Source organism: Streptomyces sp. NRRL WC-3605, assembly GCF_001509795.1.
In the GTDB taxonomy this organism is placed as follows: Bacteria; Actinomycetota; Actinomycetes; order Streptomycetales; family Streptomycetaceae; genus Streptomyces; species Streptomyces viridochromogenes.
The window spans coordinates 307,592-329,706 of record NZ_LLZN01000091.1 but is presented as its reverse complement, the minus strand read 5'-3'; the positions used below and the strand labels follow the sequence as shown (position 1 = coordinate 329,706).

Genomic DNA, 22,115 nt, shown 5'->3' with positions numbered 1-22,115 from the left:
GAGTCCTTCGACTCGGCGCCGGGCCTTCCCGCGTTTCTCAGCTCAGGGCGGCGAGGAGCTGGGCCAGCGCCCGTACGGTGGAGCGGGTCTCCAGCAGGTACGCGGTCGCGCCGGACGGGCGCCGGGCCGGCTCCCGCGCGCTGGACGGTTCGATGCCGACCGTGTCCACCTCCACGGCGAAGGGCAGCTGGAGCATCCGTACGGCGGTGGCGTGCTGGGCGGGGACGTGGAGCGCGGTCGTGACCAGCAGCAGGCGCTCCCCCGGCTCCAGTTCGGCGATCCGCTCGGCGAAGAAGGCGTAGCTGTCCGCGGTGTCCGCGCGGCGCCGCTCCGGCTCGCTGGACGGGGCGGCGACCACGCGGACGGGCAGCCTGCCGGGCGTGCGGTAGGTGCGGACGGCCCAGGTGCCGCCGGGCAGTCCGGACTCCTCGCCGGCCACGGATTCCGGTGTCTGCAGGCCGAAGGCGCGCCGTGTGCCGAAGTCCAGCGCCTCGTACTCCTCGCCGAGTTCGGGTGCCCCGGCGAGCGCCGCGAGCTCGAACTCGTCGCCCAGGAAGGGCCGGTGGCCGCCGAGGGCGGTGACGGAGCCGGTCGTCACCCGGCCGGTGCGGATCAGCTGGGCGGCGTACGCCGTGCGCGCCAGGCAGGCCCGGATGAGGCCGCCGAGCACCAGGACGTGCTCGTAGTGGCCGTAGCGCAGGCGGGTGCCGCCGCACAGGCCGAGCGCCTCGGCCGCGGCCCGCACGAGCCGTTGCTGCTCGGGCCGCACGGGCAGGTCGTCGGCGAGGTTGCGTTCCCTGCCCCGCCGGGTGTCCCAGCGCCGGGTGAAGACGTCGAGCCGTGCCAGCCGCTCCGCCGCGTCGCCCTTGCCGGCCGCGAGGTCGTGGGCCAGCTCGTGGTCCTGGTCGGTGCGGGCGAACGCCTCGACCAGGGCGCGGACCGGCGGGGAGGCCAGCCAGAACTCGATGTCCGCGGCCGGTTCAACTCCCGTGCCGACGAGGGGGACCGGGTCGAAGTGGGTGCTCATGTCGTTCCGTCTCCGTGGGATGGGTCTACCGCGCGCCGTCCCGAGAACTGCCGGGAGGGGGGCGGGGTCACGGAGCCCGCGGGGGGCGGCTCCGGCCCGGCACGCAGCCGTGGCGGACAGGACATATCCTCACTGCATGTACTTCACCGACCGAGGCATCGAAGAGCTGGAGAAGCGGCGCGGCGAGGAGGAGATCACCTTCGAGTGGCTGGCCGAGCAGCTGCGCACCTTCGTCGACCTGAACCCCGACTTCGAGGTACCGGTGGAGCGGCTGGCGACGTGGCTGGCCCGGCTGGACGACGAGGACGACGACATCTGAGGACGCGCGCGCGTCGGCCCGGACGGCGTCCGAGGACCTGGGACGGGCGTCAGTCCAGCGGCCGGACCGGCGCGCAGGCGAGGCCGAGCGCGCCGTGGGCCAGCAGGAGCGCGCCCGCGGCAGTCCAGCCGCCGCTGCGGCGGTGCAGACCCCAGGCGGTGAGGGGCAGACCGGCCGCGATCTGGACCAGGGCGAGCATGCCGCCCCGGGGCCCGCCGGCCCAGGGCGGCCACGGGCCCGGACCGTCCCCCTGCGTCCCGTGCGGGGGCGTGCGGTCGCCCTCCGGCCGGTGCGCGCCCTGCGCCGGGCGCGTGTGGGGCCATTCGCGGGCGGCGGCGCACAGCAGGTCGGCGCTGTCGCCGGGGGCGAGGCCGTCGGGCAGGTCCACGCCCGCGCGCTGGAGGACGGCGAGCAGGCCGCGCAGCCGGGAGCGGGCGTCGGAGGCCGGGTCGGGGCGGGTCAGTTCGTCGAGGGACTGCACGTCGAGCACGGGGTCGAGGCCGAGGCGCCCGGCGAAGGTGTGCATGGCCTCGTCCACGCCCACGGGGGTGCCGTTGGCGAGCCATTCGTAGCCGACCGGGCGGCGGAAGCCCGAGGCGAGGGAGTACCCGGCGCGTTCGGCGTCCCACCACAGGGCGAGGGCGGGCCACGGAGCGCCGACGGCCAGGGCGAGGGCCCAGCCGGAGAGGACGCGGTCGACCGGTTCGCCGCCGTCCTGCCAGGGCCTGCCCTCGGGCACGAGGACGCTCCACCCCTCGCCGGCGGGCGCGAGCAGCATGTCCTCGCGCAGCAGCCGGGCCACGGGCGCGACGGAATCGGGTTCCGCCCGGCACAGGAGCAGGGCGCCCGGGGCCGGCAGGGCCTCGCGGGCGGACCGGGACTGTTCCGTCGACATGCCCCCACGCTAGGCCGGTTTGTCCGGTCAGTGGGATTTGTGATCACCAGAACGAGTGCCTTGACTTTACCTGGCCGCGATATATCGTGTTTTACGGAAGACGCGATATGGCGTGTCGTGTTCAGGTCCGGCCCGTGGGCCGCGCCCGGTCAGCCAGGAGGTCCGCACCATGCCCGAGTGGTCCGTCACGGAGCCCAGGAAACTCACCTTCGAGGAGCCGGTGCGCGACCTGCACGTCCGCGTCGTCAACGGAACGGTGAACGTCGTGGGCACGGAGGAAGGTTCCGCCCGCCTGGAGGTGTCCGAGCTGGAGGGCCCGCCCCTGGTGGTGACGCAGCAGCGCGGCACCCTGACGGTCGCGTACGAGGACCTGCCCTGGAAGGGCTTCCTCAAGTGGCTGGACCGCAAGGGCTGGCGCCGCAGCGCGGTGGTCTCCCTGGCGGTGCCGGCCGGCACCCGCGTCGAGGTGGGCGTCGTCGGCGCCAACGCGTTCGTCTCCGGGCTGCGGGGGCCGTCCACGATCAAGGGCGTCACCGGCGACACCACGCTGGTGGGCCTGTCCGGCCCGGTCCGCGCGGACACCGTCTCGGGGAACCTGGAGGCGCAGGCCGTCACCGGCGACCTGCGCTTCAACTCGGTCTCCGGCGATCTGACGGTCGTCGAGGGGGCCGGCTCGTCGGTGAAGGCGGACTCCGTCAGCGGGTCCATGATCGTCGACCTCGACCCGGAGGGCCCGACGGACGTCCGGCTGACCAGCGTCTCCGGTGAGATCGCCATACGGCTGCCCGCCCCGGCGGACGCCGACATCGAGGCCAACACCGCGAGCGGCACCATCTCCAACGCCTTCGACGACCTGCGGGTGCGCGGCCAGTGGGGCGCCCACAAGATCACCGGCCGGCTGGGGGCCGGCACGGGCAAGCTCCGGGCGACGACGGTCTCCGGCTCGATCGCCCTGCTGCGCCGCCCGCCACGCGACGAGGAGCCGTGGGAGGGGCGCGCCGGCGCAGAGCCGGGCCCCACCCCGGGTGCGGCGCCCGGCCCGGTGGACGGCCCGGCGGGCGGAGCGGGGGACAATTTCCCCTCCGGCCCGGGCGACGCCCCGTCCGACGCCCCCACCCCCCGCCCGGCCGACGGCACGACCGACAAGAAGGTGCTCTGACATGCCCCCCGTCTTCGCCCACGGCCGCCTCCGCCTGTATCTGCTGAAGCTGCTGGACGAGGCGCCCCGCCACGGCTACGAGGTGATCCGCCTCCTGGAGGAGCGCTTCCAGGGGCTGTACGCGCCGTCCGCCGGCACCGTCTACCCGCGCCTGGCCAAGCTGGAGGCCGAGGGCCTGGTCACCCACACCACCGAGGGCGGCCGCAAGGTGTACGCCATCACGGACGCGGGCCGCGCCGAACTGGCCGACCGCAGCGGTGAACTGGCCGATCTGGAGCTGGAGATCCGCGAGTCGGTCGCCGAGCTGGCCGCCGAGATGCAGGCCGACGTGCGCGGCGCCGCCGGGGATCTGCGGCGCGAGATGCGGGCCGCCGCGTCCGAGGCCCGCAAGGGCGGCTCCCGACCGGAGACCTCCTTCGACGACCACACGGACGTCACCGACAAGGAGGCGTGGCGGGCCGCCAAGGAGGAGATGCGCCGGGCCAAGCAGGAATGGAAGGAGCAGGCCCGCCGCGCCAAGGACGAGAGCCGTCGCGCCCGCGAGGAGGCCCAGCGAGCCCGGCGCCAGGCCAAGGAGGCGCAGGACCGCGCCCGGGCCCAGGCCCAGGAGGAGGTCCAGCGCATCGCCCGCCGGGTCCAGGAGCAGGTGCAGGACCACTTCGCGCGTGGCGACTGGCCGACGGGGCTGCGCGAGGGCCTGACGGAACTGGCCAAGGAGTTCGGCGACTTCGGGAAGGACCACGGCAAGGGGTTCGGCCGGGACTTCGGCTTCGGCCGGCAGGGCGCCGCCGCGCAAGGGGCCTCGTCCGCCGGTGCCGACCCGGCCGGACCCTCCCCCGCCGCCGAGTACACACGGCCCCCCGAGTACTCCGAGACCCCGGAGGACTTCCCGGCCGGCTACGAGCCGTCCTGGTCCCATGAGGCCGGCAGCGGCGACCCGGTCCGCGACCTGGACCGGCTGCTCGACCGCTTCCGCGACGACATCCGCGACGCGGCCCGCGACCACGGCGTGACGCCGGATCAGTTCCGGGACGTGCGCCGCCACTTGTCGACGGCGGCGGCCCACATCGGGGCACTGCTGCGGGCGCCCAAGCCCTGAGGGAGCCGGGGCGGTACGGCCGTGCCGCCCACCTCTCACGCACCACCGCTCGTGCGCCCGTCCTCCGCGTGCCGGGTCTCGCCCGAGCCGGGCCTCGCCTGGACCCGGCCTCGCCTGCGCCCGGCCGGTGGCGGCTCGTCAGCCGGCCTTGGCCTCCGGGCCGCCGTACAGCACCCGGGTGACGGACTCATGGGTGACCCCGTGGTCCGCGAGGGCCTCGGCGGGTACGCCGGGGCGGCTGGTGAGGGCCAGCAGAAGATGCTCGTCGCCGATGTGCCGGTCCCGGCGGGCGACGGCCATGCGCAGCGACCGGGTCAGCACGTCCTTGGCCTCCTTGCTGAACGGGCGGTGCCCGGACCACCCGGTCCCGCTCCGGCGGTTTCCGGCGAGCGCGCCGACGCCGTGCGCCTCCTCGACCCGGGCGACGATCTCCGTGACGTCGATCCCGAGCCCGGAGAGGGCCTCGGTCTCGGCCTGCGACAGCCCGCCCCGCCGCCGGGCGTCGTCGAGGGCCTGGCGTACGGAGTCGACCCACTCCCCGCCGCCGAGTGCCGCCAGGGCGAACGAGGCCCGGCTGCCTTCGCGGTCCAGCAGTGCGAGCAGCAGATGCTCGGCGCCGACCGTCGGCGCCTCGTCCCGCCCGGCATGCTCCACCGCGCCCGTCACCACCGCACGGGCGTCCTTCGTGAACCGCTCGAACATCAACGCCTCCCGTATTTCTTGTGCACGGCCTGCCTGCTGACCCCGAGTTCCGCGGCGATCTCCTGCCACGACCACCCTTGGTTGCGCGCGCTGCGCACCTGCACCGCCTCCAGCTGCTCCAGCAGCCGGCGGAGTGCCGCGACGGCCCGCAGGCCCACACGTGGATCGCGATCTCCCGCCCGCTCGGCGAGATCCGTTGCCTCGGTCATGGCGTCAATGCTGGTTGACAGACCTCGTCATGTCAACCCCAGTTGACACGCCTGGGTGTGCGAGAACGCGAACGGCGGGCCCGGACCAGGTCCGGACCCGCCGTGCACGGCATCACGCGTGAGGTCAGTTGGTGAGCACGATCTTCCCGAACTGCTCGCCGGACGCCATCCGCTCGAAGCCCTCACGGGCCCGGTCCATCGGCAGCACCTCGTCGATCACCGGGCGCACCCCGGTCGCGGCGCAGAAGGACAGCAGGTCCTCCAGCTCGTCCTTCGTGCCCATGGTGGAGCCGACGACCTTCAGCTCCAGGAAGAAGATCCGGGTGAGCTCGGCGTGCGAGGGTCGGTCGCCGCTGGTGGCACCTGAGATGACCAGCGTGCCGCCGGGCTTGAGCGACTTCACGGAGTGCGACCAGGTGGCGGCGCCGACTGTCTCGATCACGGCGTCCACCCGCTGCGGCAGCCGGGCCCCCGACTCCACGGCCTCGACCGCGCCGAGCTCCAGGGCGCGCTTGCGCTTGGCCTCGTCCCGGCTGGTGGCGAAGACACGCAGCCCCGCCGCCTTGCCGAGGACGATGGCGGCCGTGGCGACACCGCCGCCCGCCCCCTGCACCAGCACCGAGTCCCCGGGCCGCACACCGGCGTTGGTGAAGAGCATCCGGTACGCCGTCAGCCAGGCGGTGGGCAGGCAGGCGGCCTCCTCGAAGGAGAGCTCCTTGGGCTTGGGCAGGACGTTCCACGTCGGGACGGCGACCCGCTCGGCGAAGGTGCCCTGGTACCGCTCGGTGAGGATGGACCGGGGCTCCCGGGGGCCGACCCCGTGCCCGCTCTGGCCGATGACGGAGTGCAGGACGACCTCGTTGCCGTCCTCGTCGACGCCCGCGGCGTCGCAGCCGAGGATCATCGGCAGCCGTTCCTCGGGGAGGCCCACGCCCCGCAGGGACCACAGGTCGTGATGGTTCAGGGAGGCGGCCCTGACGTCGATGGTGCTCCAGCCGGGGCGGGCCTCGGGGGCCGGGCGGTCCCCCAACTCCAGGCCGGAGAGCGGCTGGTCGCGGTCGATTCGGGCGGCGTAGACGGCGAACATGACCTTGACGATAGGCTCCGCGCCCGGCCGGCGGAACGGTGGGGCGCTGTGAGACACGCCCTCTTGCCAAGCCGCGGAGCGCCCCGCCGGGCGTTCCGCACCTCCGGGGCCGCCTCCGCGCGACACGCCGGACCCGCCCTCCCCGCCCACCCGGACGGGCCAGGCGGCGGGTGAGAAACGGGCGGGTGAAGAGAGGGCACGAACCGGCGGAGCGCATGGAACGGCCCCGCCCGGGGAGCCGGGCGGGGCCGTCCTCGTGACGTCCGGGTCAGCGGCGCGCGACGCCCTCGGCGCGCGCGGCGGCGGCGACGGCCGCGGTGACCGCGGGGGCCACCCGCTCGTCGAACGGGGACGGGATCACGTAGTCGGCGGCGAGGTCGTCACCGACGACACCGGCGAGCGCCTCGGCGGCGGCGATCTTCATGCCCTCGGTGATGCGGGAGGCCCGCACCTGGAGCGCCCCGGCGAAGATGCCCGGGAAGGCCAGCACGTTGTTGATCTGGTTGGGGAAGTCCGACCGGCCGGTGGCGACGACCGCCGCGTACTTGTGCGCGACCTCCGGGTGCACCTCGGGGTTCGGGTTGGCCATGGCGAACACGAACGCGCCCTCCGCCATGGAGGCGACGGCCTCCTCGGGCACCGTGCCGCCGGAGACGCCGATGAAGACGTCCGCGCCGGCCAGCGCCGACTCCAGCGAACCGGTGAGGCCGGCCTTGTTGGTGAACCCGGCCACCTCCCGCTTGACGTCCGTCAGGTCGGTCCGGTCGGCCGACACGACGCCCTTGCGGTCGGCCACCGCGACATCGCCGATGCCGGCCTCGACCAGCATCCGGGCGATGGCGACCCCGGCCGCGCCGGCGCCGGAGATGACGGCCCGCAGGTCCGCGAGCCCCTTGCCGGTCAGCCGCGCCGCGTTGCGCAGGGCGGCCAGCGTGACGACGGCCGTGCCGTGCTGGTCGTCGTGGAAGACCGGGATGTCGAGCCGCTCCTGCAGCTTGCGCTCGATCTCGAAGCACCGGGGCGCCGAGATGTCCTCCAGGTTCACCCCGCCGAAGGACGGGGCGAGGCGCACCACGGTCTCGACGATCTCGTCGACGCCGGTGCAGTCGAGGGCGATCGGGACCGCGTCGACGCCGCCGAACTGCTTGAACAGGATCGCCTTGCCCTCCATCACCGGGAGGGAGGCTTCGGGGCCGATGTCACCGAGCCCCAGCACGGCCGTGCCGTCGGTCACGACGGCGACGACGGACGACTTCCACGTGTAGTCGTTGACAAGGTCCGGCTGCTCGGCGATCGCGCTGCACACTTTCGCGACGCCGGGCGTGTACGCCAGGGACAGGTCGTCCTTGTCACGGATCGGCACGGTGGCCTGCACGGCCATCTTGCCGCCGCGGTGCAGGGCGAATGCCGGATCGAAGGAATCGAGGGGCTCGACCCCGCCGTCCTGATCGGTATTGCCCCCGCTGCGAGGATTGACGATCTCCGCTGCCACTTTGTCTGACCCCTTAGGTGTTCTGGTTGAGGGTGGGACCACTCCTGGTGAGAAGTGGGCGGGGACGCGCATGGCCCTGCTCGTTGATACGTACGACGTACGACGTACGGCCCATACGCGACGGGCGCGCCGCACACGCGCCCTGAAGCCCCGGATGAGGGGTGTAAAGAACCTTCTTACCGGACGGACCGCGCCGCGACGAGTCCAATACGTGCAAGATCACATGACGCATGGGGAGACTTCCTCACCCATGGATACGAATCGGACACGACATGAGGACGCCACCGGTGTGAATCGTGCCGAAATGGGCGGACAATCATCACCAAACATCATGAAAGGTCGATGACCCTCACGTACCCCGCATGCGACTGATCCCTGTCCCGTGAAACACCGAAGATCTTCCGGCCGGAAGGAAGGATTCCCGCAAGAGGTGCGGTCCGGGTGGACCGGCCTGCGGCGGTTCGAGGGTAACCCGTTATCCGATTTTGACATGGCGGGCGCCCTGAATGGCCCAGTCCGAATGGCAAGATGCCGTAATCACACAGGGTCGCGACACTCGAAGGCGTGTGCTCTCGTCGACCTGAGTACCCCAGGCCCCTGCCGGTCCACCGGCAGGCGCCCGCCCCATCGGCAACTCCACCCATCCGCCGGAGGAACCCACCATGACCGCACGCACCACCCGTCGTACGACCGCCGCTCGCTCCCGGTTGGCAGTGGTCGGCTCGATCGCGGTCGCAGGCGCACTGATTCTCACCGGTTGCGGTGACCAGACCGACAGCAACTCGGAGAGCTCGGGCTCGAAGAGCGCGGCGCCGCTCGCCGACAAGCTGCCGCAGGCGATCCGCGACAAGGGCGTCATCAAGGTCGGCTCGGACATCGCCTACGCCCCGGTCGAGTTCAAGGACGACTCCGGCAAGACGGTCGGCATCGACCCCGACCTGGCCGCCGCCATGGGCAAGCAGCTCGGCGTGACCTTCCAGTTCGAGAACGGCACCTTCGACAGCCTCATCACCGGTCTGCGCTCGAAGCGCTACGACGTCGCGATGTCGGCGATGACGGACACCAAGGACCGCCAGGAGGGCATCGACTCGGACACCGGCAAGAAGGTCGGTGAGGGCGTCGACTTCGTCGACTACTTCACGGCCGGCGTCTCGATCTACACCCAGAAGGGCAAGAACACCGACATCAAGACCTGGTCGGACCTGTGCGGCAAGAAGATCGTCGTGCAGCGCGGCACGGTCTCCGAGGACCTGGCCAAGGCCGAGGCCAAGAAGTGCTCCGGTGGCAAGACCATCACCATCGAGGCCTTCGACAACGACCAGCAGGCCCAGACCCGCCTGCGCGCCGGTGGCGCCGCCGCCGGCTCGTCCGACTTCCCCGTCGCCGCGTACGCCGTGAAGACCTCCGGCGGCGGCAACGACTTCCAGCTGGTCGGTGAGCAGGTCGAGGCCGCCCCGTACGGCATCGCGGTCGCCAAGAACAACACCCAGCTGCGGGACGCCCTCAAGGCCGCCCTCGAGGCGATCATCGAGAACGGCGAGTACGACAAGATCATCAAGAAGTGGGGCGTCGAGGACGGTGCGGTGAAGGAAGCCACCGTCAACGGCGGCAAGTGACCGCGCCGGACCGCGGGCACTGAAAGGCAACACCTGTGACTGACATCGACAAGAAGGACGGGCCGGCGGACACCCCGCCGGCCGGTCCGGAGGCCATCAAGGCCATCCCGGTCCGCCACTACGGACGGTACGTCTCCGCCGTCGTGGCGCTCGCCCTCTTCGGCGCGATCGTCTACGCCTTCTCCCAGGGCAAGATCAACTGGGGTGCGATCCCGGACTACTTCTTCGACGACCGCATCCTCGACGGCGTCGGCAGGACCCTGCTGCTGACGATCCTGTCCATGGCGATCGGCATCATCGGCGGCGTCCTGCTCGCCGTGATGCGCCTGTCCAAGAACCCCGTGACCTCGTCCATCGCGTGGTTCTACATCTGGTTCTTCCGCGGCACCCCGGTCCTGGTCCAGCTCATCGTCTGGTTCAACCTCGGCCTGGTCTTCGAGTACATCAACCTCGGCCCGTTCTACAAGAACGAGTGGTCGGACTTCATGACGCCGTTCCTGACGGCGCTGCTGGGTCTCGGCCTCAACGAGGCGGCGTACATGGCGGAGATCTGCCGCGCCGGTCTGCTCGCGGTCGACGAGGGCCAGACGGAGGCCTCGCACGCGCTCGGCATGAGCCACGTCAAGACGCTGCGCCGCATCGTCATCCCGCAGGCCATGCGCGTGATCGTGCCGCCCACGGGCAACGAGGTCATCAACATGCTGAAGACGACCTCGCTGGTCTCGGTCGTCCAGTACCCCGAGCTGTTCCGGGCGGCCCAGGACATCGGCCAGACCTCCGGTGCACCGGCCGAGATGCTGTTCCTCGCGGCCGCCTGGTACCTGCTGCTGACCTCGGTCTTCAGCATCGGCCAGTACTACCTGGAGCGCTACTACGCGCGCGGTTCGAGCCGGTCGCTGCCGGCCACGCCGTTCCAGAAGATCAAGGCGAACCTGCTGTCCCTGTCCAACCGCTCCGCGTCGACGGGAGGCACCGCATGACCGCCATGGTCAAGGCCGAGGGCGTCCACAAGTCCTTCGGCCCGGTAGAGGTCCTCAAGGGCATCGACCTCGAGGTCAAGCAGGGCGAGGTGTTCTGCCTCATCGGTCCCTCGGGCTCCGGCAAGTCGACCTTCCTGAGGTGCATCAACCACCTGGAGAAGATCAACGCCGGGCGGCTGTACGTCGACGGCGAGCTGGTCGGCTACCGCCAGAAGGGCGACAAGCTGTACGAGCTCAAGGACAGCGAGGTCGCGGTCAAGCGCCGGGACATCGGCATGGTGTTCCAGCGGTTCAACCTGTTCCCGCACATGACGGCCCTGGAGAACGTCATCGAGGCGCCGATCCAGGTCAAGGGCGTCGCCAAGGGCCAGGCCCGGGAGCGGGCGCGCGAGCTCCTCGACCGGGTCGGCCTGGCCGACAAGGCCGGGAACTACCCCTCGCAGCTCTCCGGCGGCCAGCAGCAGCGTGTGGCGATCGCCCGCGCGCTGGCGATGGACCCGAAGCTGATGCTCTTCGACGAGCCCACCTCGGCGCTCGACCCGGAGCTGGTCGGCGACGTCCTGGACGTCATGCGCGACCTGGCCGAGTCCGGCATGACGATGGTCGTCGTCACCCATGAAATGGGCTTCGCCCGCGAGGTCGGCGACAGCCTGGTCTTCATGGACGGCGGCGTGGTCGTCGAGTCCGGCGATCCGCGGGAGGTCCTGACCAACCCGCAGCACGAGCGGACGCAGGCGTTCCTGTCCAAGGTGCTCTGACCGGGGACAGACCGAAGGGGCGGTACGGGTGATCCGTACCGCCCCTTTCGTCATGCGCTACTTCAGTGCCAGCACCAGCGCGTCCGAAGGGGAGCACCAGACCGGCCTCGCCTCCCCGAAGCCCTGCTCACGCAGGACGCGCGCGTGCCACGCGGCCGAGGGCGTGTCGCCGTCGGCGTGGTCGCCGTAGATCTCGAAGCGGCGGGCCGTCGGCCCGGCGAGGGCCGGGTCCCGGGCCGCCAGCCGCCACCACTCGGACCAGTCCGGGACGCCGTCCGCCCTGGCCTCCTCCATGCGCGCGTGGCGCTGCGCGCGCTCGGCGGCGTTGATCCGGGGCGTCGATTCGTCGATCATGTGGTCCGCGTTCATGAAGACACCGCCGTCACGGACCAGCTCCGCGACCTGACCGTAGAGGGCCACGAGGGGTTCACGGTGCAGCCAGTGCAGGGCCGTGGCGGTCAGGACGGCGTCGTAGGAGTCGTACGGCAGCCTGGCCGGCCAGTCGGGGTCCTTGAGGTCGGCCGTGACGAAGGAGATCCGCTCGTCGCCCGCGAAGGTGCCCTCCGCGATGGCGAGGAGCGCCGGGTCGAGATCGACGCCGGTGCTCGTGGCCTGCGGGAACCGCGCGAGCAGCCGGGCCGAGATGCTTCCGGTGCCGCACGCGAGGTCGAGCACGCGCGGGGCGGGACCGACGACGGCCTCGACCATGTCCAGCATGATCCGGAAGCGGTCCTCCCGGTCGGGCATGTACCACTCCTGCTGCCGGTCCCAGCTGCGCTGCCAGCCGGCCCAGTCCGCCGTGGCCTCGGTCGTCGTGGTGGCCGAGCTGTCCAAGTCCGTCATCGGGCCCCTCCGTCACACGAATGCGTAATACCCTGGATGCGCGATCGCCCATTACCCGACCGCACGACGACGATAGAACGTCTCCGTAAGGACTACAAGTGGAACTGGCCTATTACTCGGACTACGCCGTACGACTCGTCAACAGCGAGGACCCGGCCCGGGGCAAGGACTCGCTGACCTCGGTCGAGGCCGTCCGCGACCTCTTCGGCAGCCACAAGGAGGCGGCCCGCCGCGCCACCGACGCCGACGTCACCCGCTTCCGCTCGGTCCGTGCGCGCCTGCGGTCGGTCTTCGCGGCGGCGGACACCGGCGACGAGTCCACGGCGGTGAACCTGCTGAACGCCCTGCTCCTGGAGTTCCCGGTCAGCCCGCAGATCTCCGGGCACGACGTACGGGACGACGACGGGCGCCCGCTGTGGCACATGCACCTGGCCGACCACCCGTCGAACGCGACCGCCGGCTACGCGGCCATCGCCGCGATGGGCCTGGCCTTCCATCTGACGGAGTACGGCGTCGACCGGCTGGGCCTGTGCGAGGCGTCGCCCTGCCGCAACGCCTACCTGGACACCTCGACCAACCGCTCCCGGCGCTACTGCTCGGACCGCTGCGCGACCCGTGCCAACGTCGCCGCCTACCGGGCCCGCAAGCGCCTGGAGGCCGACCGGTCGGCCGGCACCGGCCGCACTGCCGACAGCGCCCAGCGCACCACCGCCCACGGCGAGCGCTGACCGGGCTTGCGCGGCCGCACCCGCAGCCGTACACGGCCGAGGATCAGCTCGTCGGGGACGACGCCGTAGTCGGTGCTGTCGCCGCCCGCGAACGCGTTGTCGGCCAGCACCCACCAGCCGCCCTCCCGGCGCTCGGCCGCGCGCTTGACGACCAGCAGGTCCTGCTGGAAGGGGTGGCGCAGGACGACGACCTCGCCCGGCCGGGTGCGGCCCCGGTGCGACACGACGAGCAGATCGCCGTGGTACAGCGTGGGCACCATGGACGGACCGGTCACCTCGGCCCACCCGAAGGGCCGACCGGCCCGCCCGCGCTCGGTCTCCTGCGACAGCTCCGGCATCCCCGGCACCTCCCCGGTACGGTCCTCCACCAGTCTCAGTCTCACCCTGGACTTTTGTCCTAAGCCCACGGGGGCACTCGCGAAATCCGGTCTTGCAGGGAGTAATGTCCCACCTGAGAAGACGATCACGAGGAAGGAATGCTCCATGCTTTCCCGCCTGTTTGCCCCCAAGGTCAAGGTCAGCGCACACTGCGACCTGCCCTGCGGTGTGTACGACCCGGCCCAGGCCCGCATCGAGGCGGAGTCGGTGAAGGCCGTCCAGGAGAAGATGGCCGCCAACGACGACCCGCACTTCCAGGCGCGTGCCACCGTCATCAAGGAGCAGCGCGCCGAGCTGGCCAAGCACCACGTCTCGGTGCTCTGGAGCGACTACTTCAAGCCCCCGCACTTCGAGAAGTACCCGGAGCTGCACCAGCTGGTCAACGACGCCCTGAAGGCCCTCTCGGCCGCCAAGGCGTCTACGGACCCGGCGACGGGCCAGAAGGCTCTGGACTACATCGCCCAGATCGACAAGATCTTCTGGGAGACCAAGAAGGCCTGAACCCAGGCCGTTTCGTCGTTCTCCCGACGCCCGGAGGGGCTCGGCCGGTTCGCCGGCCGGGCCCCTTCGGCGTCCCGTCGGGGCGGGCGGGCCCCTCCGGTGTCCGTCGGGGCGGGCGCCTGCGCCCCGCACGTGTTTCACCGGCTTTCGGTTCCCCCGATGTGCGGTGATCGTGTTCACCTGCGGAGAATTGGCTCTTGATCGGCACGGCCCCGTAGGTTTTGGCATGTCCACCCCGGTGGATGAGATGCCGATCCCCGGGGGGAAGACCGGTGCCCGAATCCAGCTCGACGGCCGTCGTACCGGCGCCGGCCGTCCCGCGCGCGCCCACCGAAGAACCGATACCTCAGCGGCCTCGCCGGCCGTTCCTGTGGGTGCTCCCCGCGGTGTGGACCGTCGGCCTCGGCCTGTGGGGGCTCTCCCGGCAGAACAGCGTCTGGCGCGACGAGGCCGCGACCTGGCAGGTGGCCCAGCGCTCCAGCGGGGCGACAGCGCACCTCCTGGAGCACGTCGACGCCGTGCACGGCCTCTACTACCTGCTGATGCACGCCCTGTTCACCTGCTTCGGCAGCGGAACGACCACCCTGCGGCTCCCCTCGGTGCTGGCCATGGCCGTCGCGGCGGCCTGTGTGACCCGCCTCGGGCAGCGGCTGGCCGGAGACTGGGCGGGGCTGGCGGGCGGACTGGCCCTCGCGCTGCTCCCGGCCGTGCAGTTCCACCTCCAGGAGGGCCGCCCGTACGCCCTCGTCACCGCCGGGGCCGGGGTCGCGACCGTGCTGCTCGTGACGGCCCTCGAAGGGCGTGCCCGGCACCGGCACTGGGCCGCCTACGCGGCCACGGTCGCCGTGTGCGGGCTGCTGAACTGGCTGTCGCTGCTGGTGCTGCCCGCGCATCTCGTGACCCTGGCCTGGTCCCGCGCGCGTCGCCGGGTCCTGGCGCGCTGGGCGACGGCGTCGGTGTTCGCCGTGGCAGCGGTGCTGCCGCTGATCCTGTTCAGCCTCGGGCAGGCCGAACAGGTCTCCTGGATACCGCCGTCGACCTGGCACATGCTGATCGGCCCCGGGGTCCTCGTCGCGATCGGGGCGCTCGGCGCCCTGGCGGACCGCCCGCGCACCCGGCGTCCGTCGGCGGCGGCCGTGGGGCTTCCGCTGCTCGCCGTGCCGCAACTCCTGCTCCTGTGCGTCTCCTTGGTGAAGCCGCTCTTCCTGGACCGCTACGTGCTGTTCGCGATGCTGGGTCTGGCGCTGCTCATCGGCGCGGCGCTGGGCGCGGCCGTCCGGGCGCTCCGGCCGCGGCTGCCGCGCGTGTCGGTGGCGCTGGTTCCGGTGGTGGTCGCCGTGGCGCTGGTCGCGCTGCTGCCGCAGTCGCTGGCCAAGCGGTCCCCGGCGAGCCGGGTGGACGACGTGCTGGCGGTGGCGGAGGACGTAGGGCGGCTGAAGCGGAGCGGTGACGCCGTGGTGTTCGTGCCGGCGGCCCGGCGGGACGCCGCGCTGGTCTCGCCGGCCGCCTTCGCGGGGGTACGGGACATAGCGCTGGTCCGTGGCCCGGTGGAGTCCGGCACGCTCAAGGGCGAGGAGGCGTCGCCCGCCCGGATACGTTCCGCGATGCTGGCCCGGCGGCGCGTCCTGCTCGTCACGGACGCGGCGGTGGTGGCCCGGCCGGTGTCGGCGCGCCGGGACCAGGTCAAGTCGGCCGTTCTGGAGCGGTACTTCACCGTGGTGACGGACATACAGGTGCGCGGGCGGCGGGTGACCGTGTACGAGCGGCGGCCGACCCGGTGAGCGGCGGCGGCCCGGCCTACGATCACTCCATGAGCATCCGCTGGACGTACGCCTTCGTGGACCGGCCCACCGCCGTCTTCGAACGGGCCCACTCCTTCTGGGCGGCGGTGACGGACAGTCGCCTGTCGGCCTTCCGGGGCGACCGGGACGAGTTCGTCACCCTGCTGCCGGGCGGCGGGGCGGACGCCTGCGTCAAGGTGCAGGGGGTCGGGGCGGGGGCAGGGGGCGCGCATCTCGACTTCGCCGTCGAGGACGTACGGGCGTTCGTGGACGGCGCGTCGGAGCGCGGGGCCGGCCTGGTCGCCGAGCACGACGGGTGGGCCGTGCTGCGCACGCCCGCGGGGCTGTCGTTCTGCGCGGTGCCGTGGGCCGGGGAGGCGGTCCGGCCGCCCGTCGCGCACGGAAGCCGGCTCGACCAGGTCTGCCTGGACGTCCCGCCGTCCGCGTTCGACGTCGAAGTCGCCTTCTTCGACGCCCTGTTGGACGGGTGGGAGTCCTTTCCCGGCTCACGCCCCGAGTTCCATGTACTGCGTCCGCCGGCCGGGCTGCCGGTCCGCATCCTGATCCAGCGGCTCGGCGAGGAACGCGCGGCCTCGGCCCATGTGGACCTCGCCTGCGCGGACGTGACGGCGACCCGCGCCCGGCACGAGGAGCTGGGCGCCGCCTTGGTCGCGGAGGGCGCGCACTGGACGGTGATGCGGGACCCGGCGGGCGGCGTCTACTGCCTGACGGCACGTGACCCGGGGACGGGCGCGCTCAGCGGCTCCTGACGAAACAGAGGCTGTCCTCCCCCGGTGCGGGCCGCGGGCACTCCGGAGGGGGCGCCGGGCTCGTGGCGTTCTCCCAGACGTACGGCCCCGGCGGCTCGGTGGCGTCCTGCAGCCACAGCGTCACGCCGCCCGCGACGGCCACCAGCACCAGCCAGACGGCCACGATCCACCGCCATGACCGGCCGCGCCGCCCCGTCACGCCCATCGCTCCACGTCGACCACGGCGCTCACCGGCAGGGGTCCGTACACGTGCGGGAACTCCTCGCCGCCCGGCTTCACGGCCTCGTAGCGCAGCGGCACGTCCAGCCGCTCCGGGTCGACGACCAGCACCACCAGGTCGTCGGAGCCGTCGTAGGAGCCGTAGAGGAAGGCGGCGACCGCCGGGAGCTGGGCGCGGGTCGAGCAGTGGATGAAGCCCTCCTCCTGGAGCGTGCGGCCACGGGTGGAGATCTCGTAGGCGCCGCGCTCGCGGGCGGCCTCCCAGAGCGAGCGCTCGGTGAGGTGGAGGATGTACGTGTGTTCGGACATACGGCGAGCCTATGGTCCGGGGCGGACCGGCTTCCCGCCGCAGGTCAGGATTCGGACGTGGTGGTCGTCTTCTCGGTCCGGTCGGCCGGGGCGGGCTGTCCGGGCTGTTCGGGCTGTCCGGGTGGCTGTTCGGGCTGTCCGGGCTGTCCGGGCGGCACGGATGTCCCGGGCGGGGCGGGCCGGTGGTGATGATGCTGCTCGGCGGTCTCCTCCGAGGAGTGCGCCGCGCAGTCGGGGTTCCGGCAGGGGCCGGCGACCCAGGTGGGGACCCAGGCGCCGAGCGTCTTGTGACGCCGGACGACCGTCTCGACGGGCTGTCCACAGGAGGGACAGACGTGCTCTTCGCTGCCCATGTCCCCAGGGTAGGGCGGCTCGGGGCTCAGCGCTTCCTGCTGTACGTACGGACCACGGCTCCGTTGCCGAAGCCGCGGACCTCGTCGAGGGTGAACTCGGTGACGGAGAAGCCGGAGGCGAACATCGGCATGCCCGTGCCGTAGACGACCGGATAGCTCTTGATGACCAGTTCGTCGATCTCGTCGAGCAGGGCGCCGGCGAGCTGCGAGCCGCCGCACAGGTAGATGTCCAGTCCGCCCTTCTCGGCCTTGAGCGCCCGGACCCTGCCGACGACGTCGTCCGCGATCAGCTCGACCTCGGGGTCCGGCGACTCGGGCAGGGAGCGCGTCGCGACGTACTGGCGCAGATGGGCGTACGGGCTCGTGATGCCCAGCTTCAGGGCCTCGTCGTAGCTGCCGCGCCCCTGGATCACCGTGTCGAACCGCTTGTTCTCCAGGTGGTCGAGGCCGAGGGCGCGACGGCCCTGGGTCGCCACCGTCTCCGGATACTGCTCCGTGAGGTACGCCAGGAACTCCTCGTCCACGAAGCGGTACATGTCCGTGGCGTCGCCGGCGGAGTCCCCGATGAAGCCGTCGAGGGAGCAGGCGATGAAGTACGTGAGCTTTCGCAAGCCGGTCTCTTTTCGTAGGCTGACTTCAACTACTTCGGTTGTAGTGCTTCAGTTGTAGTACTCCGGCTGTAGTGGTTGCAAGTGCTTTTCCGTGAGAACTTCAAGTGAGGGAGGGGATTCCGCATGGCGGGGAATCCGGAGCGGCGGGCCGCTCTCGTCGACGCGGGCGTCGAGGTGCTGGCGCGTGAGGGGGCGCGGGGGCTGACCTTCCGGGCGGTGGACGCCGAGGCCGGGGTGCCGGTCGGCACCGCCTCCAACTACTTCACCGGGCGCGCGGACCTGCTCCGGCAGATCGACACCCGGCTGCACACGCGGCTGGCGCCGGACCCGCAGGTGCTGGCCGGGCTGCTCGAACGGCCGAAGGACCGCTCGCTCGTCACCGCGTTCATGCACGACCTGATGGGCCGGGCGACCCGCGACCGCACCGGGTATCTGGCGCTGCTGGAGATGCGCCTGGAGGCGTCACGGCGCCCCGAACTGCGCGCCTCGTTCACGAAGTCGGTGCGCGCCGACCTCGACGAGGGCCTCGCCTTCCACCGCGCCGCCGGGCTGCCCGGCGGCGACGAGGTCGTCACCGTGCTCTATCTGGCGATGCTCGGCCTGCTCCTCGAGCACCTGACCCTGCCGGACGTCCTGGACGGCGTCCTGCCCGGCGTGACCGTCCCGGACGGGCTGCTGGAACGGATCACGGCGACGGTGGTGCCGGAGGAGTAGAAGCCGAGAGGGCGTCGTGGGCGCCGCGGTTCAGGCGCGCGGCTCGCGCCACATCGGCCACATCCGCGGGCCCTCCGGGAGGTCGAGGGGGCGCCCTTCGAGGGTGAAGCCGAGGCGTTCGTACAGCACGCGGCTTCGGGCGCTGCTCGCCTCCAGGTAGGCGCCGAGGCCTTCCTGGTCGCAGCGGTCGAGCACGGCGGTGATGAGGGCCGTGCCCAGGCCCTGCCCCTGCCGCTCCGGCGCGGCGGCGATCATCCACAGGTACTCGTGGGCCCGCCCGGCCGGATGGATCCCGGCGGTCAGCCGGCCGATCAGCTCGACGCGCTCGTTGTCCGGGTCGACGGCCGCCCGCAGCTCGGCGGGGCCCTCGTCGTCCTGCCCGGGCGCGTCGGCGGGAACGGACATCCACAGCGCGCAGGCCGTGCCGTCCTCGGTGACGTCGATCCGGCCGTGGGCCAGGACGACGTCGGTGAACGCGGCCATCAGTTTCGGGTGGGTGGTGCGGCGGTGCTCCGCGCCGGGGAAGACCCAGCCGCTGACCGGGTCGTCCTGGAAGGCCGCGTCCAGCAGCCCCACCACCAGCTCGCGGTCCGCCTCGCCCGCCGTCCGGATCGCCACGCCCATGAGTCCGCGCCCTTCGTCTCAACCGGCCTTGATCGTAGGTCCGTTGACCGGACGCTGCCGCACCGGGGACGACTTTGACGTGATCCGTTCGTCTCGCGGACGCGGAGAGCGGGCACCCGTGTACGGCGGCGCAGACGTGGGACGGGCCCCGCACACCGTGGGGATGTGCGGGACCCGCCGGGCCGGAGCCGGGAAGCCGTACGGGGTCAGGAGCCGTACGGCCCCGGTGGCTCCGGGGTCCTCGTGGCCGCGGGCGGTCGCCGCGGCGCTCAGGCGCTGCGCCGGGTCACGAACTCGGCCAGTGCCAGCAGTCCACCCGCCTCCTCCGGGTCGGGCACCGCGGTGGCGAGCGCCTGCACGGCACGGGCCATCCGGTCCGCGGCCTGGGCCTGCGCCCAGTCACGGCCGCCCGCCCGTTCCACGGCGAGCGCGGTGCGCTGAAGGTCCTCCTGGTCGTAGGGCGCCTCGTACAGCGCGGCCAGCTCCTGGGCCGCCGGGCCGCCCGAGGTGAGCGCCGCGACGACGGGCAGCGACTTCTTGCGGGCGGCGAGGTCCGCGCCGACCGGCTTGCCGGTGCGGCCCGGGTCTCCCCATATGCCGATCACGTCGTCGATGAGCTGGAACGCGAGCCCGGCCTCGCGGCCGAACGCGTCGAGCGCCCGGACCTCGTCGTCGCCAGCGCCCGCGTACAGCGCCCCGAGCGCGCAGGCGCATCCGAGGAGCGCGCCGGTCTTGGCCTCGGCCATGGCGAGCACCTCGTCGAGGGAGACCCCGCCGGGGTGCCGTTTCTCCAGCGCGGTGTCCGCGTGCTGGCCCGCGCACAGCTCGACCACGCAGTCGGCGAGCCGGGACGCGGCCGCGGAGGACGCCGGATGCGGGTCGTCGGCGAGCAGGCGCAGAGCGAGCGCCTGCAGGGCGTCCCCGGCGAGGATCGCGTCGGCGTCGCCGAACACGGTCCACGCGGTGGGCCGGTGCCTACGGGTGGTGTCCCGGTCCATCACGTCGTCGTGCAACAGCGTGAAGTTGTGGACCAGTTCCACCGCGACGGCCGCCCGCAGGGCCGCCGCCCGTGCTCGTGGGCCGCCGAGCGCCGCCGCGGCGGTGAGGACGAGGGCGGGCCGGATGGCCTTGCCCGCGCCGCCCGTCGCCGGGGTGCCGTCCGGTTCGGTCCAGCCGAAGTGGTAGAGCGCGATCCGGCGCATGGCGGGCGGAAGCGACTCGACCGCGGCGCGCATCTCGGGGTCGACGGACGCCCGGGTGCCCTCCAGGATCGCCGCCGCCTCGGGCGGGTCGGCCGGTCCCGGAGCGTCCTGCGGGACGGTCGGGACGGACCCCCGCCTCTCGGGCGGTGCGGTCGGACGCGGTACCCCGGCGGTGCGGTGCTGTGTCTCCGTCATGAACTCACCCACGGCCTCGCCTCGATGAGTCGGCCCACGGTGGCCCTTCCGCTCCAGCTGGACGCCTACGCCGTGGGTCTACCCACGCGGAGTGCGCGGAACACGGCGTACCGCCGGTGAAGGTCATCGCCAACGGCCGATCTCGACGTTCTCCAGGACGCCGAGGGCGTCCGGGACGAGGACCGCGGCCGAGTAGTACGCCGTGACCAGGTAGTTGATGACGGCCTGTTCGTTGATGCCCATGAAGCGGCACGACAGGCTCGGCTCGATCTCGTCCGGGATGCCCGCCTGCTGGAGCCCGATGACGCCCTGCTCTGCCTCGCCGGTGCGCAGCGCGATGATCGAGGTCGTCCGGGCCTCGGTGACCGGGATCTTGTTGCACGGGAAGATCGGCACGCCCCGCCAGGTCGGGATGCGGTTGCCCCCCATGTCGACGGTCTCCGGGACCAGTCCGCGCTTGTTCAGCTCGCGTCCGAACGCGGAGATCGCGCGCGGGTGGGCGAGGAGCATCTTGGTGCCGCGCCGCCGGCTGAGCAGCTCGTCCATGTCGTCGGGGCCGGGCACGCCGTCGTGCGGCTGGAGCCGCTGGTCGTACTCGCAGTTGTGGAGCAGGCCGAACTCGCGGTTGTTGACGAGTTCGTGCTCCTGGCGCTCCTTCAGGGCCTCCACGGTGAGCCGCAGCTGCTGCTCGGTCTGGTTCATCGGCTGGTTGTACAGGTCGGCCACGCGCGTGTGGATGCGCAGCACGGTCTGGGCGATGCTCAGCTCGTACTCGCGGGGCCGGGCCTCGTAGTCGACGAAGGTGTGCGGGATGTCCGGCTCGCCGCTGTGGCCGGCCGCCAGGTCGAGCGCCTTCTCGCCGTACTTGTTGGTGCGCTGCGCGGGGATCGACCGCAGCTGCTCCAGATGTCCCTGGAGCGACTCGGCGCGCTCGGCGACCTGCTCGAAGTCGCGCCGGTCCAGGACCAGGACGGTGCAGGCGGTGACCGTGCGGGCCGTGTACTCCCAGATGGCGTCGGGGTCGAGCAGCGCCTGCTCGCCGAGGTAGGCGCCGTCGGCGAGGACGCCCAGCAGCTCGTCCTCCCCGTAGGGGCCGGTGCCGATCTTCTCCACCCTGCCGTGCGCGAGCAGGTACACCGCGTCGGTCGTGCTGCCGAACGACGCGATGACCTGGCCGGCGGCGAACTCCCGCTGCACGCACCGCTGGGCGAGCTCGGCCAGCACGTCCTCGTCCTCGAAGTCCCGCAGCACCGGGAGTTCGCCCAGCTCGGCGGGGATGACCTCGACCCGGTCGCCGGTCTTCACGAACGTGACGCGGCCGTCCCCCACGGCGTACGTCAGACGCCGGTTCACCCGGTACGTGCCGCCCTGCACGTTCACCCAGGGCAGCATGCGCAGCAGCCAGCGGGAGCTGATCTCCTGCATCTGGGGTGCTGACTTGGTCGTGGTGGCCAGGTTCCGTGCGGCCGCCGTGCCGAGACTCTGCTGGGTCTTGGCCTGCTCCGTACGGACCTCTTCGCCTACCGACATATGGAATTGCCCTC

The 22,115-nt window shown here is 72.2% G+C and carries 26 protein-coding genes; 11 read left to right on the top strand and 15 right to left on the bottom strand.

Annotated elements, in window-relative coordinates:
* Positions 1–37: 37 nt before the first annotated feature.
* Positions 38–1,027: a hypothetical protein gene (locus tag ADL34_RS30205; RefSeq protein WP_062668240.1), complete on the bottom strand. Its 990-nt coding sequence runs from the start codon at positions 1,025–1,027 to the stop codon at positions 38–40.
* A 136-nt stretch (positions 1,028–1,163) separates the two neighbouring features.
* Here ADL34_RS30205 and ADL34_RS30200 point away from each other — a divergent pair, with 136 nt between their 5' ends.
* A complete protein-coding gene (locus ADL34_RS30200; protein WP_055624112.1) occupies positions 1,164–1,346 on the top strand; it encodes a DUF6104 family protein in 183 nt (60 codons plus the stop codon).
* Positions 1,347–1,395: 49 nt separating this feature from the next.
* On the opposite strand, the gene ADL34_RS30195 is transcribed toward ADL34_RS30200, so the two are convergent.
* Positions 1,396–2,241 carry a hypothetical protein gene (locus ADL34_RS30195; RefSeq protein WP_062668239.1) on the bottom strand — a complete coding sequence of 282 codons (846 nt, stop codon included), beginning with the start codon at positions 2,239–2,241 and terminating at the stop codon, positions 1,396–1,398.
* A 169-nt stretch (positions 2,242–2,410) separates the two neighbouring features.
* Here ADL34_RS30195 and ADL34_RS30190 point away from each other — a divergent pair, with 169 nt between their 5' ends.
* Both ADL34_RS30190 and ADL34_RS30185 read left to right on the top strand, forming a co-directional pair.
* Positions 2,411–3,400, top strand: a complete 990-nt coding sequence (locus tag ADL34_RS30190; RefSeq protein ID WP_062668238.1) for a DUF4097 family beta strand repeat-containing protein — start codon at positions 2,411–2,413, stop codon at positions 3,398–3,400.
* Between the two features lies 1 nt (position 3,401).
* Positions 3,402–4,499 carry a helix-turn-helix transcriptional regulator gene (locus ADL34_RS30185; protein WP_062668237.1) on the top strand — a complete coding sequence of 366 codons (1,098 nt, stop codon included), beginning with the start codon at positions 3,402–3,404 and terminating at the stop codon, positions 4,497–4,499.
* Between the two features lie 138 nt (positions 4,500–4,637).
* Here the strand turns inward: ADL34_RS30185 and ADL34_RS30180 are convergent, their stop codons facing one another.
* From ADL34_RS30180 to ADL34_RS30165, 4 genes are all read right to left on the bottom strand, one after another.
* Complete coding sequence (locus ADL34_RS30180) at positions 4,638–5,201, bottom strand: Clp protease N-terminal domain-containing protein (RefSeq protein ID WP_062668236.1); 564 nt, start codon at positions 5,199–5,201, stop codon at positions 4,638–4,640.
* Entirely contained in the window at positions 5,201–5,410 is a 210-nt protein-coding gene (locus tag ADL34_RS30175) for a helix-turn-helix domain-containing protein (RefSeq protein ID WP_003997975.1), read from the bottom strand. The genes ADL34_RS30180 and ADL34_RS30175 overlap by 1 nt, the downstream gene beginning before the upstream one ends.
* Before the next feature lie 124 nt (positions 5,411–5,534).
* Positions 5,535–6,497, bottom strand: coding sequence for a zinc-binding dehydrogenase (locus ADL34_RS30170; RefSeq protein WP_062668235.1), 963 nt, complete (start codon positions 6,495–6,497; stop codon positions 5,535–5,537).
* A 268-nt stretch (positions 6,498–6,765) separates the two neighbouring features.
* Complete coding sequence (locus ADL34_RS30165) at positions 6,766–7,989, bottom strand: NAD(P)-dependent malic enzyme (protein WP_062668234.1); 1,224 nt, start codon at positions 7,987–7,989, stop codon at positions 6,766–6,768.
* Positions 7,990–8,651: 662 nt separating this feature from the next.
* Here ADL34_RS30165 and ADL34_RS30160 point away from each other — a divergent pair.
* The 3 genes from ADL34_RS30160 to ADL34_RS30150 are packed head-to-tail and all read left to right on the top strand — an operon-like array spanning position 8,652 to position 11,343.
* Complete coding sequence (locus ADL34_RS30160) at positions 8,652–9,605, top strand: ABC transporter substrate-binding protein (RefSeq protein ID WP_062668233.1); 954 nt, start codon at positions 8,652–8,654, stop codon at positions 9,603–9,605.
* 35 nt (positions 9,606–9,640) lie between these two features.
* Positions 9,641–10,585, top strand: coding sequence for an amino acid ABC transporter permease (locus ADL34_RS30155; RefSeq protein WP_062668232.1), 945 nt, complete (start codon positions 9,641–9,643; stop codon positions 10,583–10,585).
* A complete protein-coding gene (locus ADL34_RS30150; protein WP_062668231.1) occupies positions 10,582–11,343 on the top strand; it encodes an amino acid ABC transporter ATP-binding protein in 762 nt (253 codons plus the stop codon). Before ADL34_RS30155 ends, ADL34_RS30150 begins: the two co-directional genes overlap by 4 nt.
* 57 nt (positions 11,344–11,400) lie before the next feature.
* Here ADL34_RS30150 and ADL34_RS30145 read toward each other — a convergent pair whose 3' ends face one another.
* The gene (locus tag ADL34_RS30145) at positions 11,401–12,186 is read right to left on the bottom strand and encodes a class I SAM-dependent methyltransferase (protein WP_062668230.1); all 786 of its coding nucleotides are present in this window, start codon (positions 12,184–12,186) and stop codon (positions 11,401–11,403) included.
* A 98-nt stretch (positions 12,187–12,284) separates the two neighbouring features.
* On the opposite strand from ADL34_RS30145, the gene ADL34_RS30140 reads away from it, so the two are divergent.
* Positions 12,285–12,914: a CGNR zinc finger domain-containing protein gene (locus ADL34_RS30140; RefSeq protein ID WP_062668229.1), complete on the top strand. Its 630-nt coding sequence runs from the start codon at positions 12,285–12,287 to the stop codon at positions 12,912–12,914.
* On the opposite strand, the gene sodX is transcribed toward ADL34_RS30140, so the two are convergent.
* Positions 12,818–13,252 carry a nickel-type superoxide dismutase maturation protease gene (sodX, locus tag ADL34_RS30135; RefSeq protein ID WP_062668282.1) on the bottom strand — a complete coding sequence of 145 codons (435 nt, stop codon included), beginning with the start codon at positions 13,250–13,252 and terminating at the stop codon, positions 12,818–12,820. The two genes, ADL34_RS30140 and sodX, sit on opposite strands and share 97 nt — an antisense overlap.
* A gap of 145 nt (positions 13,253–13,397) precedes the next feature.
* On the opposite strand from sodX, the gene sodN reads away from it, so the two are divergent.
* The 3 genes from sodN (at position 13,398) to ADL34_RS30120 (ending at position 16,344) form a co-directional block, all read left to right on the top strand.
* Entirely contained in the window at positions 13,398–13,793 is a 396-nt protein-coding gene (gene sodN, locus ADL34_RS30130; protein ID WP_020123534.1) for a superoxide dismutase, Ni, read from the top strand.
* A 341-nt stretch (positions 13,794–14,134) separates the two neighbouring features.
* Positions 14,135–15,574: a glycosyltransferase family 39 protein gene (locus ADL34_RS30125; protein WP_062668281.1), complete on the top strand. Its 1,440-nt coding sequence runs from the start codon at positions 14,135–14,137 to the stop codon at positions 15,572–15,574.
* Positions 15,575–15,603: 29 nt separating this feature from the next.
* A complete protein-coding gene (locus ADL34_RS30120; RefSeq protein WP_062668280.1) occupies positions 15,604–16,344 on the top strand; it encodes a VOC family protein in 741 nt (246 codons plus the stop codon).
* On the opposite strand, the gene ADL34_RS30115 is transcribed toward ADL34_RS30120, so the two are convergent.
* The 4 genes from ADL34_RS30115 to ADL34_RS30100 are packed head-to-tail and all read right to left on the bottom strand — an operon-like array spanning position 16,331 to position 17,836.
* Entirely contained in the window at positions 16,331–16,549 is a 219-nt protein-coding gene (locus tag ADL34_RS30115) for a hypothetical protein (protein WP_062668228.1), read from the bottom strand. The genes ADL34_RS30120 and ADL34_RS30115 overlap by 14 nt on opposite strands.
* Positions 16,540–16,872: a DUF952 domain-containing protein gene (locus tag ADL34_RS30110; RefSeq protein WP_062668227.1), complete on the bottom strand. Its 333-nt coding sequence runs from the start codon at positions 16,870–16,872 to the stop codon at positions 16,540–16,542. Before ADL34_RS30110 ends, ADL34_RS30115 begins: the two co-directional genes overlap by 10 nt.
* A 44-nt stretch (positions 16,873–16,916) precedes the next feature.
* A complete protein-coding gene (locus ADL34_RS30105) occupies positions 16,917–17,225 on the bottom strand; it encodes a hypothetical protein (RefSeq protein ID WP_062668226.1) in 309 nt (102 codons plus the stop codon).
* Positions 17,226–17,251: 26 nt separating this feature from the next.
* Positions 17,252–17,836: a dihydrofolate reductase family protein gene (locus ADL34_RS30100; RefSeq protein WP_062668225.1), complete on the bottom strand. Its 585-nt coding sequence runs from the start codon at positions 17,834–17,836 to the stop codon at positions 17,252–17,254.
* Between the two features lie 123 nt (positions 17,837–17,959).
* Here ADL34_RS30100 and ADL34_RS30095 point away from each other — a divergent pair, with 123 nt between their 5' ends.
* Complete coding sequence (locus ADL34_RS30095; protein ID WP_062668224.1) at positions 17,960–18,550, top strand: TetR/AcrR family transcriptional regulator; 591 nt, start codon at positions 17,960–17,962, stop codon at positions 18,548–18,550.
* Positions 18,551–18,580: 30 nt separating this feature from the next.
* Here the strand turns inward: ADL34_RS30095 and ADL34_RS30090 are convergent, their stop codons facing one another.
* The 3 genes from ADL34_RS30090 to ADL34_RS30080 form a co-directional block, all read right to left on the bottom strand.
* The gene (locus ADL34_RS30090; protein ID WP_062668223.1) at positions 18,581–19,174 is read right to left on the bottom strand and encodes a GNAT family N-acetyltransferase; all 594 of its coding nucleotides are present in this window, start codon (positions 19,172–19,174) and stop codon (positions 18,581–18,583) included.
* A gap of 269 nt (positions 19,175–19,443) precedes the next feature.
* Entirely contained in the window at positions 19,444–20,571 is a 1,128-nt protein-coding gene (locus ADL34_RS30085) for a family 2 encapsulin nanocompartment cargo protein polyprenyl transferase (RefSeq protein ID WP_062668279.1), read from the bottom strand.
* Between the two features lie 123 nt (positions 20,572–20,694).
* Entirely contained in the window at positions 20,695–22,101 is a 1,407-nt protein-coding gene (locus ADL34_RS30080) for a family 2B encapsulin nanocompartment shell protein (protein WP_062668222.1), read from the bottom strand.
* Positions 22,102–22,115: the final 14 nt, after the last annotated feature.